General features: G+C 60.1%; 11 protein-coding genes and 2 tRNA genes. 7 read left to right on the forward strand and 6 right to left on the reverse strand.

Going from position 1 to position 16,704, the window contains the following annotated elements:
• Positions 1–309: 309 nt before the first annotated feature.
• Positions 310–618: a hypothetical protein gene (locus tag HMPREF2975_RS12195; protein ID WP_141757250.1), complete on the forward strand. Its 309-nt coding sequence runs from the start codon at positions 310–312 to the stop codon at positions 616–618.
• Positions 619–758: 140 nt separating this feature from the next.
• A complete protein-coding gene (locus HMPREF2975_RS12435; protein ID WP_157843526.1) occupies positions 759–905 on the forward strand; it encodes a hypothetical protein in 147 nt (48 codons plus the stop codon).
• Between the two features lie 993 nt (positions 906–1,898).
• Here the strand turns inward: HMPREF2975_RS12435 and HMPREF2975_RS01845 are convergent.
• From HMPREF2975_RS01845 to HMPREF2975_RS01855, 3 genes are all read right to left on the reverse strand, one after another.
• A tRNA-Ser gene (locus HMPREF2975_RS01845) sits at positions 1,899–1,987 on the reverse strand.
• Positions 1,988–2,137: 150 nt separating this feature from the next.
• Positions 2,138–2,224, reverse strand: a tRNA-Ser gene (locus HMPREF2975_RS01850).
• Positions 2,225–2,397: 173 nt separating this feature from the next.
• Entirely contained in the window at positions 2,398–3,732 is a 1,335-nt protein-coding gene (locus tag HMPREF2975_RS01855) for an AGE family epimerase/isomerase (RefSeq protein ID WP_058237551.1), read from the reverse strand.
• Between the two features lie 108 nt (positions 3,733–3,840).
• Here HMPREF2975_RS01855 and HMPREF2975_RS01860 point away from each other — a divergent pair, with 108 nt between their 5' ends.
• The 5 genes from HMPREF2975_RS01860 to HMPREF2975_RS12725 all read left to right on the forward strand — a co-directional run bounded on the left by HMPREF2975_RS01860 (position 3,841) and on the right by HMPREF2975_RS12725 (position 11,683).
• A complete protein-coding gene (locus HMPREF2975_RS01860) occupies positions 3,841–4,176 on the forward strand; it encodes a hypothetical protein (RefSeq protein ID WP_058237550.1) in 336 nt (111 codons plus the stop codon).
• 60 nt (positions 4,177–4,236) lie between these two features.
• Positions 4,237–5,907, forward strand: coding sequence for a phosphoglucomutase (alpha-D-glucose-1,6-bisphosphate-dependent) (gene pgm / locus HMPREF2975_RS01865; RefSeq protein ID WP_058237549.1), 1,671 nt, complete (start codon positions 4,237–4,239; stop codon positions 5,905–5,907).
• Between the two features lie 166 nt (positions 5,908–6,073).
• Positions 6,074–7,432, forward strand: a complete 1,359-nt coding sequence (locus HMPREF2975_RS01870; RefSeq protein ID WP_070725428.1) for an MFS transporter — start codon at positions 6,074–6,076, stop codon at positions 7,430–7,432.
• 86 nt (positions 7,433–7,518) lie between these two features.
• The gene (locus HMPREF2975_RS01875) at positions 7,519–10,209 is read left to right on the forward strand and encodes a beta-glucosidase (RefSeq protein WP_070725430.1); all 2,691 of its coding nucleotides are present in this window, start codon (positions 7,519–7,521) and stop codon (positions 10,207–10,209) included.
• On the forward strand, positions 10,175–11,683 hold the full coding sequence (locus tag HMPREF2975_RS12725) for an App1 family protein (protein WP_413772592.1): 1,509 nt from the start codon (positions 10,175–10,177) through the stop codon (positions 11,681–11,683). The genes HMPREF2975_RS01875 and HMPREF2975_RS12725 overlap by 35 nt, the downstream gene beginning before the upstream one ends.
• Here HMPREF2975_RS12725 and HMPREF2975_RS01885 read toward each other — a convergent pair.
• The 3 genes from HMPREF2975_RS01885 to HMPREF2975_RS01895 are packed head-to-tail and all read right to left on the reverse strand — an operon-like array spanning position 11,680 to position 16,698.
• Positions 11,680–14,910, reverse strand: a complete 3,231-nt coding sequence (locus tag HMPREF2975_RS01885; RefSeq protein ID WP_070725434.1) for a PIG-L family deacetylase — start codon at positions 14,908–14,910, stop codon at positions 11,680–11,682. The genes HMPREF2975_RS12725 and HMPREF2975_RS01885 overlap by 4 nt on opposite strands.
• 40 nt (positions 14,911–14,950) lie before the next feature.
• A complete protein-coding gene (locus HMPREF2975_RS01890) occupies positions 14,951–15,760 on the reverse strand; it encodes a carbohydrate ABC transporter permease (RefSeq protein WP_070725436.1) in 810 nt (269 codons plus the stop codon).
• On the reverse strand, positions 15,757–16,698 hold the full coding sequence (locus tag HMPREF2975_RS01895; protein WP_058237930.1) for a carbohydrate ABC transporter permease: 942 nt from the start codon (positions 16,696–16,698) through the stop codon (positions 15,757–15,759). Before HMPREF2975_RS01895 ends, HMPREF2975_RS01890 begins: the two co-directional genes overlap by 4 nt.
• Between the last annotated feature and the right edge of the window lie 6 nt (positions 16,699–16,704).

Genomic DNA, 16,704 nt, shown 5'->3' on the forward strand with positions numbered 1-16,704 from the left:
GTGGCCGCATACACCACAACGCGGCCGATTTCTACCACCATGGACCATACATGCTTTCAAAGCATGCACACAGCGCTCAAACCCCTGACACACCGAACAAAAACCAACACCACGTACACACAATCCGGGCATTAACTCGCTTTCTGTCAGCGTGTGATCAGATAAGACGAGGCGCAAGGCAATCTCGTTTCGTCATGTATAAGAGTCTGGAGTCTCTTCCTTTAGAAGATGCACGCAATATAACGAAAACAGCCTTATGGCAATCTGGAGCAGAGCTCGACAAACTTATAATTATCGTTGGAGACGGGGGTGAGTACCTTGAGTGGATCCGTTCCTGAAGCTATTTATCATTGTGTTGAGTATGCGCGAGAGAAAGAACTTGCGCCGGTTTTGCGTGATGTGGCGTGGACGTGTGGTACTTCTGCTTATCCAGGCTATGAGACTGAGATTTGGGTGGATTCTCGTCATGAGCCGCAAGAGATTCTCGCCGGCTTGCGTAGCCTCGGATTGACGGTTGTTACTGACGAGGTAGCCTCCGCTCCGTGGAACTATGATCCAAGTAAGGAAACTTGGGATCAGCATGTTGAACGCAGTCTAAAAGCGATAGGCCGCATTTAACCTTTCAGAATTTTGCCCCGCATTGGTTTGACCGTGCGGGGTTTTGTTATGCCCCCTTGTGGCGCTCCGTAAACAGCCCGGAGACCATTGGCTGGACCAACAAGGCTGACGAGCCATAAACGGGAAGAAAGGAACAGACCATGTCTGATTCAACCGCGCCCAGCGAGGGCAACACCGATGTTTCGGAAGAAAACACAGGCGGATTCAAACCGGTCACCATTCAAGAAGACCTCGACCGGATCATCGAAAACCGCCTGGTGAGAGAACGCAAAAAATTGGCTGGTTAACTTAGACTCAGATATTTGTGGCGCGACCGAATGCCTGTCGTTACAACAGAACTTGCAGCGAACCCAGAGCGTGGAACGTGGCCTTCAAAGATCGCATTTCGTCATACATACAAAAGCCATCGCGGTGATGAGCGTGCCAACGTCGCTGAATCTTGGGGAGAGTTCTCGCTCCGTGCGCGGTATCAGTGTTTGCCGAAGGTTGCTACCTTATTGGTTTGTCATCTCGAAGAGTTGTTTCCCGTATGTCGCGTGATACGGGAGCTGTTGGATGTTCGATGCCGCATGCGACCTGCCCAACGCAAGGAGGCAGGTCAAAGTCGATTAACTCTCGTGAGTTTCAGTTGAGGAGGTCGAGCAATTTACGTCCGCTTGACTCCATCGAGGTTCACCACCGGATGATTGATTGCCTCTGAGGCAAAAGTCCGTGGGAGTCTGTCCCAATGTGCGAGTAACAATCTCTTGCGGATCTAGTTTCAGCTCGTGAAAACAAGTGGGGAGAAGCGCGGCAGGTGGTCGAACCATCGCTCTCCGATCGAGTGTGCCGTCAACGGGTCAAGGTCGATGAGGGGCTTTTGAGTCAACGGGTCAAGGTAAGAGCGCTGAATGCACGTCTCGTGTAGAAGGAAGACCCCGACTTTTTGGCACCATCATGCGGTTCTCACATGATGAGACTCTTAGCGAGGTCTCTCTTGCCTCGACCGGTTGATCGCCAGCCCTCCGGCTACTTTGACCGGTTGATCTCTACCTTGACCGGTTGATCGCAAACCATCAGGCTACCTTGAGTGGCTGATCGGGAGCCCTCCGGCTGTCTCGACCAGCGGCTCCAACCTCGACTGCAAGCTTCAGCCTGTGACTACTGTGTGTCTAAAAAAGCCTTCAAGGTGGCCCGAAACCGGGCGTAATTTGCAGTCACACGCGTAGGCACGAGCTACAGCGAAACCCTGTCATGCCAACGAAAAACCCCGCCGTTCCAACGAAACAGCGGGGCATTTGCGGAGACGGCGGGATTTGAACCCGCGAGGGGCGTGAACCCCTACCTCCTTAGCAGGGAGGCGCACTCGACCGGACTATGCGACGTCTCCAAGTACCGCTTGAGTCTACCGGGCTTGCGCCCGTGCCACAAATACGCAGACTCACGATCCGGGCAAACTTCCCGGCGCGGCGGCACGTAGCTGGAAAAAATCCCGAAAACAGTGATCACCGAGGTGAAGCGCCATTTTCGGGAAATCCCGCGGAGGGCAAGGGATTCGAACCCCTGGTGCCATTGCTGACACAACGGTTTTCAAGACCGTCACCTTCGGCCGCTCGGTCAGCCCTCCCAGCCCGCCTAGTGTACCTGTTCGGGCGCGCAGATGAAAATCTGAAACAGCAGTGAAACACGTAACGATGTCAACACCACGGCACCACTAACGCGCTGGTCCCCTCGTCAATGATGATGACGAACGAGGGTGACCCACCCGCATCACGCGCCGCGCGCGATAGTCGAACTGGCCTACCAGCGATGCTTGAAAATGTTCCACGAACGCCGATCCGTAGGTGCTTCCTCCGGATGATCCAGAAGACCGCGCGAAATTGCCGAGGCAAACGGCGGCCACAGCGGCACGCGTGACATCAACAATGTCTGGATTGCGTGGTACACATCCAGGCGTGAGGCGATCGGCTCGGAAGCCGGTTCGTTGTTCTCATCCAGCGCGCGAATCCACCTGCCAGGAGACAAGATCAGGTAGTCGTTGATGAAGTCGAGCCAGGAACGGTGACAGTGCTCGTAGCTCTCCACCTCAGCAGGGTTGACACCGTCATCGAGCATTGCGCGGCGAATCGCCAGCGCAGCGCACACACCTTCGCACACGACCCACTGCAGGTGGTGCGTATCCACAGGCTCGCCATCTGCGGACACGGTCAGTGCGAAACCGGGCTTTCCGTTGCGCCGCCATCCATCAACGCGGGCGCGGTGGAAAAGCTCCTGTGCCATTTCGAACAGGTAATCCGGCTGCTGGCGACCCATCGAGCGCAGTGCGGCGCGAATATGGACAGCCAGGCGCGCCCACTGCATCGAGTGGCCGATGACGTAGCCGGTGTACACGCGCCGACCGTCGTCAAAACCGGAGGGGACATGATCCAGCGGTTTCCATTGCGCGTCGTAGTATTCGGGCAGGCGCCAGTTGTGAGACGACGCCTGCTCGTTGACGAACTGCGCGATCACTTCGGCGCGTTCAATCCACAGTGGATCGGTTGTGGCCTCAGCCGCTGAAAGGTAAGCCTCGGCGGTGTGCAGCAGGCAATCCATCGCATGCAGACGGTCGGTCGGCTTATGGTCAGCGGTCAGCGAATCGTGCACCAACCCGTTCTTGTCCAGCCAGAACCGCTCCTGATCGTGCAGCGCAGCGTTGAGAAGTTCAAGCGCGCCGGGCCTGTTGGCGACTGTGGCCGCGGAAGCCGCCAGAATCAGGAACGCGTGGTGGAACTGCGACTTCATGTCGGCGTAGGGGCCTTCCCACGGGACCGCGTTGCCCTCAGCATCCAGGTCGTGTGTGAGGCCGGTGAACCAGCCGCCCTGAGCCTCATCCACAAAATGTGTCGACAGGCAGTGGATCCCGTGGTCTGCGAAGCGACGGCAACCGGGGATTCCCATCAGGACACCCAACGAGTACACGTAGGTCATGCGCGAGGTGACCGCGAGCTCCACTGGTCGGGTCGTGTCAGCGTCCCCCTCCGTGGTCAGGTGAGCAAACCCGGTGGATGCCATCGTGCATTTCGCCTCTTCCAGGAGGGCGCGCATTTGTGCCGATAGCCAGTTATTGTGTTCAACTGAACCAATCCAACCCATTGTCTTCGTTAACCTCCAATGGCACTGATGAGCCTCTATCGCGTCATTGCCTTTTCGTCGTAGAGTGGTTGTTATCAGTACTCAGCCTACCGTCTCAGTGGAGTTCAGATGCCTACTGTCATCAATACGTTCAACGCGTCGTCACCTTTGGCCAACACCGGCGCAACTGTACTGCCGTACGTTCTGATTGGCCTCCTGCTGGTTGTCCTCGCCATCGCCGCGTTGCTGTGGGCACGCCATTCGCGTCGCCAGCAGGCTGAGCAGGCTGCCGCAGCCAAGCCGGTCGTTCCGCCGGCACACACTGACGAGGCAGGCTCCACCGCCGCTGATGCAACCGATGCTGCAGGCGGAGCAGTTGCTGCTGATGAGAACCTTGATTCAGGTGAATCCTCCCTGGAAACGCCTATTAATCCCACTGATGGAGATGATCCGGCAACCAAGTAGGCACGTGCCGAAAGCTGGAATAGGGCGACAGGTGGCACCGATCAGTGACACACTGGAGTCATGCATGAAAGAGCTGGCACAGTTGCCCTACCAGAAGACCTGATCGACGTTCAAGAACTTCTTTCCGCGTATTACGACATTGAGCCGGATGTCAGCAATCCGGACCAACGCGTCGTGTTCGGAACTTCCGGGCACCGTGGATCCTCACTCGATGGCGCATTCAATGAGGCGCACATCGTCGCGATCACCGCGGCCATCGTGGAGTATCGCGAAAGCCAGGGATATAACGGCCCGCTGTTCATTGCGCGCGATACTCACGCGCTGTCCGAGCCTGCATGGAAAACCGCCGTTGAGGTGCTTGCCGCTGCAGGCGTGCAGATCAAGGTTGACGAGCGTCATTCCTACACGCCGACCCCCGCGTTGTCCCTGGCCGTGCTCAATGCGAACGGTGCGCCCGAAAATCTACGCACCAGTGGTGACGGACTGGCTGACGGCATCGTCATCACCCCATCCCACAATCCGCCGCGCGACGGTGGCTTCAAGTACAACCCGCCTCACGGTGGCCCGGCTGACACGGATGCCACCTCGTGGATCGCGCAGCGAGCCAACGAGCTCCTTGAAAAAGGATGGCGCTCCATCCCGCGCGTCCTCGACACTGACCTGTACAGCCACGAATGTGTGGGCACATTCGACTTCCTGGCGAACTACGTGCGCCAGCTCGACACGATCATCGACATGGATGCAATCCGCGAAGCGAAGATCCGCATCGGAGCAGACCCGCTGGGTGGCGCCTCGGTGGACTACTGGGCGGCAATCGCTGAACAGTACGATCTGGACCTGACGGTGGTCAACCCGAAAGTCGACCCGGCCTGGTCGTTCATGACGCTGGACTGGGACGGCAAGATCCGCATGGACTGTTCATCTCCCTACGCGATGGCTTCCCTGCGTGATCAGATGACGCCCGATGCCAACGGGCACACCCCCTACGACATCGCCACCGGCAATGATGCAGATTCAGACCGTCACGGCATTGTGACCGCTGACGGCCTGATGAACCCGAACCACTACCTGGCGGTCGCCATCGAATACCTGCTGACGCACCGCCCCGGATGGTCAGAGTCCACAGCGATCGGTAAGACCCTGGTGTCCTCCTCCCTTATTGACCGTGTTGTCCAATCACTGGATCGCACGCTGATCGAGGTACCCGTGGGCTTCAAGTATTTCGTGCCCGGACTGTTGGACGGGTCAGTGGGCTTCGGCGGTGAGGAATCGGCCGGAGCTTCGTTCCTGCGTAAAGACGGCACCGTGTGGACCACCGACAAGGACGGCATCATCCTGGCGTTGCTCGCCTCGGAAATCATGGCGGTGACAGGCAAGTCGCCCTCGCACATTCACGTTGAGCAGGTGGAACGCTTCGGCGCCTCGTCGTACGCGCGTGTCGATGCGCCCGCGAACCGGGAGCAGAAAGACAAGCTGAAGAACCTGGCTGCTGACGATGTGAGCGCAACGGAGCTGGCGGGCGACCCGATTACCGCGAAACTGGTGCGCGCACCGGGCAACGATGCGGCAATCGGCGGCCTGAAGGTGACCACTGACTACGCGTGGTTTGCTGCCCGCCCGTCAGGAACCGAGGATGTGTACAAGATTTACGCCGAATCGTTCAAGGGCGATGACCACCTTGCGAAGGTTCAGGACGCTGCGCGTGACGTGGTGAGCGAAGCACTCACGTAAGGCTTGATGCGGCGCTGCTGCACGCTGCCGGAAGATTGGAATGAAGGTGAGGCGGGCCCGGCCTGCAAACTTGCCGGCAGAGCAGTGATTCTATACCCGTCTGGGTGACGAATCTGGCCAAAAATGGTGGTGCTGACCCGCCTGCAGACGGTTAGGATAGTGAATCGTGCTCTCGAATTACGCTGATTTGCTGCGCATCCGAGGGGCATGGAAATTCTCACTGGCTGGTATGGTGCTGCGCGCACCCATGTCATTGATGGGAATCTCAACGATTCTGCTGGTCAAAGGCATGTACGGCAACTACACGCTTGCGGGCGCGGTCAGTGCAATCTCCGTCGTCTCCTTGTCGATCTGCGCCCCGATACTTGCCCGCCTGGTCGATCAACGCGGCCAGGCTGTCATTATGGTGCCGTCCCTGGTGGTGTCGGCACTTGCGACCATCGGACTGTTTGGTGCCGCCGTCCTGCACGCCCCTTCGTGGGTGTTGTTCATCTTCGCCGGGCTGTCCGGCGCAACGTGGGGTTCCCCCGGTGCACTGGTGCGTGCCCGCTGGGCAAAAGTGGTGCGCACGCCGAAACAGCTCACCACCGCGTACGCATTTGAAGCTGCAGTTGACGAGGTTGTCTTTGTCATCGGACCGATCGTTGCCACGCTGCTGGGAACAGCGCTCCATCCGGGGACGGGTCTGATTTTGTCGGTGTTCTTCATCATCGTCGGCTCAATCGGGTTCTTTCCGCAGCGCGCCAGCGAGCCGACCCCGACTCCGAAAATCAAGGGCGTGCGCCAGCCGACCGTCCTGCTCAACCCTGTCATCATCATCCTGGTGCTCACCTTCATCGGTGCGGGCGTCATGTTCGGTGCGAACGACGTGGCAGTGGTGGCCTTCACTGAAGAGCACGCTCACCCTGAACTCGCCGGTGTGCTGCTCGGCTTCTTCGCAATGGGGTCGTTCACGGCTGCACTGTTCTACGGTGCTCGCCACTGGACCACTGCGCTGTGGAAACTCTTTGCCATCGGAATCTTGGCACTCGCCATCGGTGTGTCAACATTCCTGCTGGCGCACTCCCTGCTTGCCCTTGGCGTGGCAATGCTCGTGACGGGACTGGCAATCGCGCCGACCATGACGAACGTCAATGCGATTGTGTCGAAAGTCGTAGCCTCCTCACAGCTCACTGAGGGATTGACGTGGATGTCCACGGCAATGAATATCGGTGTGTCGGTGGGGGCGACGCTGGGTGGCCGCGTGATCGATGCGTCCGGCGCTCACGGCGGCTTCCTCGTTACCGTGTCCTTTGGCTGGGTGATGGTCGCGGTCATGCTGATCGGACTGCCCAGGTTGCGTCGCGACGTGCTGCGCGCTGAAGCCGAACCACTGATCGCAGACTCGCCAAAAGACGAAGGCGCAGACTCAGACACGGCCTCGAGCTCACCCGAGGAGCCAGCCTCCCAAGAACCAGCCTCCAACGGGCAGACGCCTGACGAGCACACTTCCAACGATTCTCACAGTGAGGGTGACCCACATTAAAGTGTGCGCCATGAGCGCACGTGGATAAGCTGGTGACAGATCCTGTTGATCCTGTTGATCCTGTTGACCTGTGAAAGGAACCTGACATGGCTGTCACTCCAACACCGTCCGCACCCACGCTGCGCATTCCGTCCGAGGGAATCACCGTCGATATCGATGATCCCGACGGCCAGATGTTCATGCTGGACCGCTCCCTTCAAGGCTGTGTCTCACTGGCATTCAGCACGCAGATCGACAAGGAACATCCGGGCGATGTTTTCCTGGACGGCTCCCCAACCCCGTACGTGCTGGCTGACGTTCTGGCTATCCGGGGCGTGACCCACCTGGGGATCACAGTATTCGGCGTGCTCACCCAGCGAGGAACGTGCCACCGCGTCACGGTCCGGGGATTTCGCGACCTGAACGGCACGGTGATGGAACCGACCAGCTTCACGCTGACCACCCTGCCCGACACTGCCCCCGATCCAGCGTTCGCACACCACGACGCCATCGCCCTGCGCGCCGCCGAAGAAGGAATCGTCCTGCTGGAAAACCGGCGCAACACGTTGCCGCTGCCTTCGGGCACACTCAACCTGTTCGGAGCAGGCGTGCACGCCTTCCGCACCGCCATCGTCGGGGCAGGCAGGATCAACCCGCGTTACACGGTGCGGCTGCGTGATGCCATCGAAGCATCCGACACGTTCACTCTCAACGAGGAACTGGCCTGTTTCTACCGCACCGGAACCAACGATCTGCCACCACGTGACCTGCGTGATCGCGCCCGCGCACTGTCCGACACCGGCATTATCGTGCTCACCCGCCCCTGCGGAGAAAACACGGACAACAGCTCAGATGAGGCAGAATTCAGACTTGACAGCGCCGAGGACACGCTCGTGCGCACTGTATGCGACCTGTTCGACCGCACCGTCGTCATCTTGAACACTCCGTACCCCATTGACGTGTCCTTCATGGACACCTACCCGGTCGATGCGCTCATCCTTGCAGGAGTGGGAGGTATGCTGGCCGGCCCCGCCATCGAACGCGTCCTGTCGGGCGCAGTGAACCCCTCTGGCCGCCTGTCAGATTCGTGGCCACGGGCACTCGCGGACCTGCCCGCCGACGTCAACTTCTACGACTGTGCAGGTGGAAAGACGCGCTACAACGCCGAACACCGCACATGGATCGACACGGCGTACGAAGAAGGCATCTATGTGGGCTACCGCTTCTATTCCACATTCGACGCCGAGCCGGCCTACCCATTTGGCTACGGACTCAGCTACACCACATTCGACCTGACGCCCTCGGCAACGATCAACAGTGACGAGGGGGGCCACCCGCATGCGCAAATCGATGTGACAGTGACGAATACGGGGGAGCGTGCCGGCCGGGACGTCGTCCAGGCCTACGTGCGCAAGCCACATGAGCGGATCGAAACACCTGAACGTGAACTCGTGGCATTTGCGAAAACGCCACTCCTTGAGCCAGGTGAATCACATGTCGTGCGCCTGGACGTTGGCGCTGACCGCCTGAGTGTGTGGGATGAAGAGGTGTCCAGCTGGATCGTGACGGAAGGTGAGTACACCCTGTTTGTCGGACACGACGCGGCCGATGCCGGCCAGACCTGCCAGTTCTGTCTTGACGCTGACCGGGTTCTTGCCCACGGGCACCCAGTAATGCGCGCACCTGAGCCGGTCACTGCGCTTTCACGGCGCGACCCGTCCCACACCTGGCCTCAGGGCACGCGCAGCGGAATCAGGGATACTCCCGGTTTTATCCCCGTGCGCCATGTCCCCTCGCGTGACGGACTGGAGGAAGCCCTGCCTTCTGACACCCCAGTCACATTTGACGACGTGGTGGCAGGGCGCGCCACGGCAGCTGACCTGGCCAGACAGCTCGACGTGGATCAGTGTGTGCGCCTGCTGGTGTGTTCGCGAGACGACTGGGGGATGGAAGGGACAGGCGCTGCCGGCATCATGGCCACCGTCGCGGACGTTGACCTGCCTGAATTCGTAGTGGCTGACGGCAATTCCGGTGTCAACATCAGGAAACCGAACATCGGGATGCCGACGACGGTCGTCCTCGCCTCCACATTTGACGTGGATCTTGCTGAGGAAGTCGGTCGGGTGATCGGCCAGGAAGCCCACGCCAACCGGATTGACGTGATCCTGGCACCGGCCATGAATCTGCATCGCCACCCCCTGTGCGGGCGCCACCCTGAATACTTTTCGGAAGATCCGTATCTGACTGGCATGATGGCGGGGCATTTTGCGAAAGGCCTGGAAAGCGGGGGAGTGGGTGCCTGCTACAAGCACTTCCTGGCGAACAACGCTGAAGCCTCCCGCAAACGCAACCAGTCGCTGATTCCGGAGCGTGCGCTGCGTGAACTGTACTTGAAATCCTTCGAAGTCGCGATCGGCGTGCACCCGGCCGCAACGCTGATGACCAGTTACAACGGCGTCAACGGGTGTCACACCGCTGCAGATACCGAACTGCTGGAGACGATTATCCGAGGCGAGTGGGGCTGGCGCGGCATGATCATGACCGATTGGACCTCCTACGACACGTGCCCGGTTGACATGATGGTGCCTGCAGGCACCAACTGGATCACTCCGGCCTCCCCGGATGACACTTTCACGGCTCCGATTGTGCGCGCGGTGCGCGAAGGACGAGTGGGCGAATCAGTCGTTCGGAGGGCAACCGCGGAACTCATTGGTACGCTGGTAACCGTTCGCGCCCTCGCCTCGCAGGCTGATTCGCGTCTCAGTGAGCACAACACGAAAGGTGAATCCGACGATTAAACCGGACACAGGGGATCAACCCGACAGCCTGCACACAGGGGATGCCCGCCGCGAGAACCAGGGTGCCCGCGCCACATTCGCGCCTTTGTTGCGCGCAGTGAATACGGTGAGCGAATTCGCCTCCACCGGCTTGGCGCATGCACTGGCCTTCGGCGGCTTCTATCCCTCCGTCGTCGGATTCGGAGGGTACGGCTCTGCAACGCAGGTGCGCATCTTGGCGCGCGCCCTCATGAGCCGCACAGATGATCAGCGTCGATGGCTGGCCGAAAGGCGCGGCTGGCGACAGTTCTTCGACGCGCAGGTGCCACGCCAACCCGCCCTGATCACCGTGGGAAAGGCGCGCGTCATCTGCTTCGCAAACGCGGAAGGCTACATCGACCTGACACTGAGCAACCATGGACTTGCGCCCGGCTGGCATGACGCGTGGATTCAGGTTCTGCACGCCGGCGACGTGGCACACCTGGGAATTGTCGAGGGCGACGCTCCGATTCTGCATCACGTGCGTAACGAACATACGCACACCGATGTCACGCCCACTGCGGAGCACCGCCGACTGCGCACTCAGCTTTCACGCGAACAACGGGCAGTTCTTCAGCGCATCAATGCCATCCCCACCATGCCGTCAGGCCAGCAGGTGTTCGTCACTGCGGGTAAGGAACTGTACCAGCTGGTGCCGGAGAGTCTTTCCTCAACGGCTGGCGGCCACCTGTCCTACATTGAGCATCTTGTCTTGACGGCAAGTGAGCCCGACAGGAAAGACACGCCTGAGCGTGAGAAGCGTTCGGGCAGAATTCGTGCCGGCCAGCCCGTCGCCGTTAAAGTCCGCATCATCGGTGATAATGAGCGGGTCGGGGTCGTCTCTGACCTGGATGACACGGTGCTGGTGTCGATGCTGCCACGTATGGCAATAGCGCTGCGGCACGCCCTCGTCGATCGTTTTTCGTCACGTCAGTCGGTGCCGGGAATGATGCGCCTGCTCAACGAACTGGCTGAAGGTGACCAGCACGCTGAGGCGATTAACCGGCCGCACGCTCCCGTCATCTACCTGTCGACCGGTGCGTGGAACGTGTTGCCCGCAATGCGGGACTTCCTGGGGCGGATGGGCTTCCCTGAGGGAGCATTTCTGATGACTGACTGGGGGCCGTCCGCCAATACATGGTTCCGTTCGGGCCGTGAACACAAACGGCGCGAACTGCAGCGCCTGGTCACTGAACTTCCGAACGTTCGATGGTTCCTGGTGGGAGACGACGGGCAACACGACCCGGAAATCTATGCGGACTTTGCCCGCAAATATCCGGAACGTGTTGCCGGGATCGCCATCCGATCACTGACTCAGTTTGAGCAAATGCTGTCGCACGGCACGTTGACGCCGCTTCGGCCCGAAGCACTCCATGACATCCCGGAAGATATCGACGTGTGGTACGGGCCGAACGGCTTCAACCTCCTTGCTCAAATGCGTCGCGATCAGCGTTAGTGTCGCCGCCGCGATGCTGCCAGCCCTGCAGCTCCGGCCACGCCGAACGCTGCGAGCATGATGAGTGCGCTACCTGACGCGCCGGTTCGTGCGACGCCACCTGGTCGGCCGGCTGCGTTCGGATCGCCTTGATCGGCGTCGCCGCCACGCTGCCCATCCTGATCGCCGGGCTTCTTGTCGGTATCCGGCTTGGGTGTGGGCGTGTCACCGGCCTTCTTCGCCACTAGCGGGTAGGCCCACGCGTTGACAGTGTCACCGTTGCGGTAGGACACCAGCAGGTGAACGTCGGTACCCAGTGCTGCGCGAATCTCATCGGTCAGCTCGATCGTCATGTCGGTGCTCCCCACGTCGGCCTGAGCGCTGGCCAGGAGCCTGCCACCCATATTCGGCTGCCACGGCATCGCTGCCCCGTCATCAGGTGAACATGCGTCGAAGTTGTGCGCGGAGTTCGCGCAGCTGGACGTCCACACCGGAATGAAGGACGGATCCCCTTTCCACAGGAAGGCGCGCGCCGTGCCGGCCTGAGTTCCCGACAGCGGAACGCGGATGGCCTCGGCATCGATACTCGGAGCCACGGTGACATCGGCGGCGGGCATCAGACCTGCAATCGGCACGCCTCGTGTAGCGGACTGGAACACCGTTTGAGGTGAATCAATACTGTCCAGCGCGCTGTCAGGAATGATGGGATCGCCAGCTTCATGGGAACGGTCCGTCGGAGGCTCGTACCCGTCCAGGTAGGCGTGACCCCACCGGTACGGCTCAGACTGCTGAGATCCGAAAGCCGACCAGGCCAGACGGGTCTGGCCAACGAAGTCAGGCGTATCGGAATCGTACGGCGTGATGTTGAAGCCCAGGTAGGTCGGGTTGACAGCATTGCTGGCCTGATCTCCGGTCGGTGCAGTGGACGTGGGGCCAATTGCTGCCGGCAGGTTTGCCAACGGCAGTTTGACTTCCAGCTTGTAGTGTCCATCCGTGTAGGCACCCGAATCGTCACGAGGGGCAAATGCCTTGACTTCAACGCCGGGAGCGTTCAGGCCACCCTCGATAGTTTCCGCCAAAGGTCCAGTGGAGAATCCTTGATGATGGTCAGCGTCACGCGACCAGCATGGGCCGTTCGCGCCGTTGCCGTTCCGGCCGTCAGGGTCGTCAGTGAATGGGAAAACACCGAGCTTGAACGTGGTGGACGTGTCGTTGGACGGTGCGAGCGGGTCGAGCAGGAATTCGACGGAGTCAACCAACCAGTGACCGAAGCAGCGGTCAGGTGTTGCCGCCGCTGAGGCCTGCTCGTCGACCACATCGACCAGAGCGTACAGCGCATCGTCGTACCATCCCAGCCATGCCTGTGACGTGCCGCCGCAGTCAGCCTCGGAGGAGCACTCCTCGCCTTCCCACCGTGTGGCAACGCTGATCGGCGTGCTGCCGTAGGCTGACGCGTCACCATTCAGAGCAGGGGCCTTCGCCAACTTGGGGATCACCGTCGTCGGCACGACATTCAGTTCGAGCTTCTCGGTCGAAACCGATGTTCCAGCGGTTGTGGTGGCTGTGACCTCGTCAATCGTGTTGCCGACGGCAGCAGGATCAGTGTGAGTGAGAATGAACTCCACCGTCGCCGTCTTACCCGGTGCGACCGCATCGAATGATTGTGACGGCTGGTTGAGCGCATATCCTTCCGGAACCGTCAGCTCCACCGTGCCACTTTGCGCTTCACTGGAACGGTTTGTGACGGTCACGGGAACCGTGATCGATTCACCTGCACCGATGGCGCGCCGCGCCGGTGACTGGCCGTAGACAAAGACGTTGTATTCCGCGGTCCACTGATCGTAGTAGGCGGCGTTGCCGGCACGCGTGAAGCGGCCGTTGACCGGGGCCACCACGTCAACATGGGTTTCGTTGTAGCCCGTCATTTCGGCAGAATCTGAGGCGAAACGGATCGGAAGACGCATCGTGCCGAGGGCACTGGAGTCAGGGGCGGTCACAGTGAACGTGACATCGGTTGAGTCACCGGACGCCAGTTCACCTGTTGCCTGTTTGTCGCTGACGGTCCACCCCGCGGGGGCGTCAATCGACAAGGCGCCGGCCGGAATTGCCTGCTCGCCAGCCACGAGCGTGACAGTGACGTCGACCGATTCACCGGGAGCTACCATCTGGGCTTCCGGTGATCCATACATCAGTGTGCCCAGTGGCATGCCGCTGGGGTCAGGCAGGGATGCGCCGAAGAGGATGGAACGATCATCGCCGCCACCTTCGGTGCCGTTTTCCTGCATCGGTACCCACGACCTACCCACCAGGAAGCGTGTGCATCGATTGTCGACAACGGTCTTTTCCATCAGGCGGGCCTGAGTGGCGTGAGCCTTGGCGTTTTCACTGCCAACCTGTGCCCAGGTCTTGGGTGTTCCGGCAGGCTGTCCCTGCACGTTGCCTTCCACCCACGTGTACTCAGATTCGTATCCTGTCCACGTTCCGGCCACGGTGTAGGGACGTCCCTCGATTCCGGCGTAGCCAGCCAGACAGTTGGCCTGATCAGGCAGCTTGGTGGTGTTGCCAAAGTCAAAGACGTATTCGGTGACCTTCTTGACCTGCCAGGGCTGAACCGCGTTGGGTCCGCTGAGCTGTTCAGGGAAACGGTTGGGATCAGCAGCTGCCTGCGCCACCTCCCATGCCAACATCGAGGCGGCCTGGTGGTTGCCGTGACCTGCGTCGAAGGAGGCGGGCCATGTCACTAGGATTTCGGGTCGGGTCTCACGCACAACCTGTGTGGCCCGGCGTAACGTTTCGTCATGGTCCCACAGCTGGTGAGTCAGTGGCGCGGACGTGTTGTAGAAGAAGTCCACCCGGTCAAGGAAGTACACATCAACTGTGCCGTCACGTACGTGCGCCGCACGGTCTTCGTTTTCACGTCGCAGGCCCAGGTCCGGCCCGGCTTCGGAGCCGACTGAATTGGAGCCGCCCTCGCCGCGCGTGGTCAGCATAATGCCGCAGCGTACATCGGCAAGATCACCCCACACGCCACACGGTGCACTGAAGGACGCGTCATCATCGGGGTGCGCCCACACGCCCAAGACATCGAGTTTTGTTGGATCACTGGTTGACGAGGTCTGGGCGTGGCCGAATGCCCATTCAGGTGCCTCAGACGAGGGTGCCGCGAGGGACGGCGTCGCATACATCATTCCTGGGACCAGAAGCGCACACGCCCCTGCGAGCGCGACCGATCTGAGTAGGTGCTTCATTGCAAATTCTCCAGTTCTTTTCAACAATCACGGTCAAATATCAGCCTTTAACTGCTCCTTCGGTCATTCCGGAAATGAAGCTGCGCTGCAGGGCGAGGAAGAGGATCACCATAGGCAACGCAACAAGAACCGCTCCGGCTGCCAGGAGCGTGGATCCGGTGGTGTACTGGCCCTGGAAGAATGCCAGACTCAACGGGGCGGTGCGCACCCTGCCGGTCGGTGACATGACCAGCGGGATCAGGAAGTCGTTCCACGTCCACATGAACGTCAGCACAATCTGAGTCACGATTGCGGGACGTGCCAGTGGAAGCAGGATCGACCACAGGATTCGGATGTCACCGGCGCCGTCAAGCCGGGCAGCCTCCAGGATGGATGGGTTAACTGAGCGGAAAAACGCGCGCATCCAGAATGTGCCGAATGCCAGTGACTGCGCAATCTGTGGCAGCGCCACCGCCCAGAGCGTGTCGGTGAGTCCGAGGGTGCGAAGATCGTAGAACAACGGCAGGATGATCGCTTCGGACGGCACCATGATGCCCAGGAGGAACACGTAGAACAGAACGTTGGAGCCAGGCGGGCGCAAAATGCCGAGCACGTAGCCGCTCATCAGTGAGAGCACCAGTGCCGACGTCACGACAACCACGGCGATCATCGCCGAGTTCTTCATGTACAGCGAGAACTTACCCTGGCTCCACGCCTTCGCGAAGTTCTCGATGTGTCCCCACGACGAGTCGTTGATTTTCTCTGAACTCAACGACAGGAACAGGACATACAGAATGGGGATCAGGGACTGCAGCGCAAAGAAGATCAACACGATGTAGCTGACAACTTTTTCAGCGGGAGAAGTTTTCATTGGTCCTTTTCCCCCCACAGGTTGATGGTCAGATTGATCAGGAAGATCACCAGTGTTAGTACGACCGCCAGTGACGAGGCCGTTCCCACCTGTCCGAGTCGGAACGCCTGGTTGTAGACCTCGTAGGACGGCACGGTTGTGGATGTGCCGGGGCCGCCCGATGTCGTCATGTAGACCAGATCGAATGTCTTCAGCGCTGCGATCACCGTCAGGGTCAGTGAGACGAGGATTTCACCACGCACGCTTGGAATAGTGACGGACCAGAAGCGGCGAAACCACCCAGCGCCGTCAAGCATGGCTGCCTCGTAGTATTCGCGCGGGATGCGCGCAATTCCGGACATGAGCAGGACGGTGACCAGGCCGGTGGACACCCATGTGCCGATCAGGCCCACGGCGATCAGCGCCGTCGAGTAGTCACCGAGCCACGGCCTGGCAAGTCCGCCCAGACCGATCGCCCGGAGCACACGGTTGAGCAGCCCGTCGGGCGCGTAAATTTCACGCCACGAAATGGCCAGCACCACCATGGCGATGACCTGTGGCAGGAAGACGACGGTTCGGAAAAATCCGAGCCCGCGCACGCTTGAGCGTGTCAGCAGTGTCGCCAGGACGAGGCCGATGATCAGTGGGAACACCGCGTAGAAAATGATGAGGACAAGAGCATGCCAAAAGGCGTCCAACAGCCTGGGGTCGGTGAATGTTGTGACGTAGTTGTTGAACCCTGCCCATGTTCCTACGCCCAGGCCATCCCACTTGTAGAACGACAGGGTGATGACGCGACCGATGGGGTACAGCATGAATGCGCCGTACACCAGCACTGGCAGTGCCAGCAGAGCAATCGACATGGCCCACCGTGACTGTGCGCGTGACCTGTTGCGTCCACGTGCGGGGCGTGAACTGGTGGCGGTCGCTGTCTGTGCACCGCCGGTGTGGTTGGTCATCGAAGC

This window comes from Actinomyces sp. HMSC065F12, assembly GCF_001814535.1.
In the GTDB taxonomy this organism is placed as follows: domain Bacteria; phylum Actinomycetota; class Actinomycetes; order Actinomycetales; family Actinomycetaceae; genus Pauljensenia; species Pauljensenia radingae_A.

Coding starts and splice junctions, on each gene's coding strand:
- HMPREF2975_RS01875 (WP_070725430.1), top strand. CDS start 7,519: ATGGCTGTCACTCCAACACCGTCCGCACCCACGCTGCGCATTCCGTCC.
- HMPREF2975_RS01860 (WP_058237550.1), top strand. CDS start 3,841: ATGCCTACTGTCATCAATACGTTCAACGCGTCGTCACCTTTGGCCAAC.
- HMPREF2975_RS01885 (WP_070725434.1), bottom strand. CDS start 14,910: ATGAAGCACCTACTCAGATCGGTCGCGCTCGCAGGGGCGTGTGCGCTT.
- HMPREF2975_RS01895 (WP_058237930.1), bottom strand. CDS start 16,698: ATGACCAACCACACCGGCGGTGCACAGACAGCGACCGCCACCAGTTCA.
- pgm (WP_058237549.1), top strand. CDS start 4,237: ATGCATGAAAGAGCTGGCACAGTTGCCCTACCAGAAGACCTGATCGAC.
- HMPREF2975_RS01855 (WP_058237551.1), bottom strand. CDS start 3,732: ATGGGTTGGATTGGTTCAGTTGAACACAATAACTGGCTATCGGCACAA.
- HMPREF2975_RS12435 (WP_157843526.1), top strand. CDS start 759: ATGTCTGATTCAACCGCGCCCAGCGAGGGCAACACCGATGTTTCGGAA.
- HMPREF2975_RS01890 (WP_070725436.1), bottom strand. CDS start 15,760: ATGAAAACTTCTCCCGCTGAAAAAGTTGTCAGCTACATCGTGTTGATC.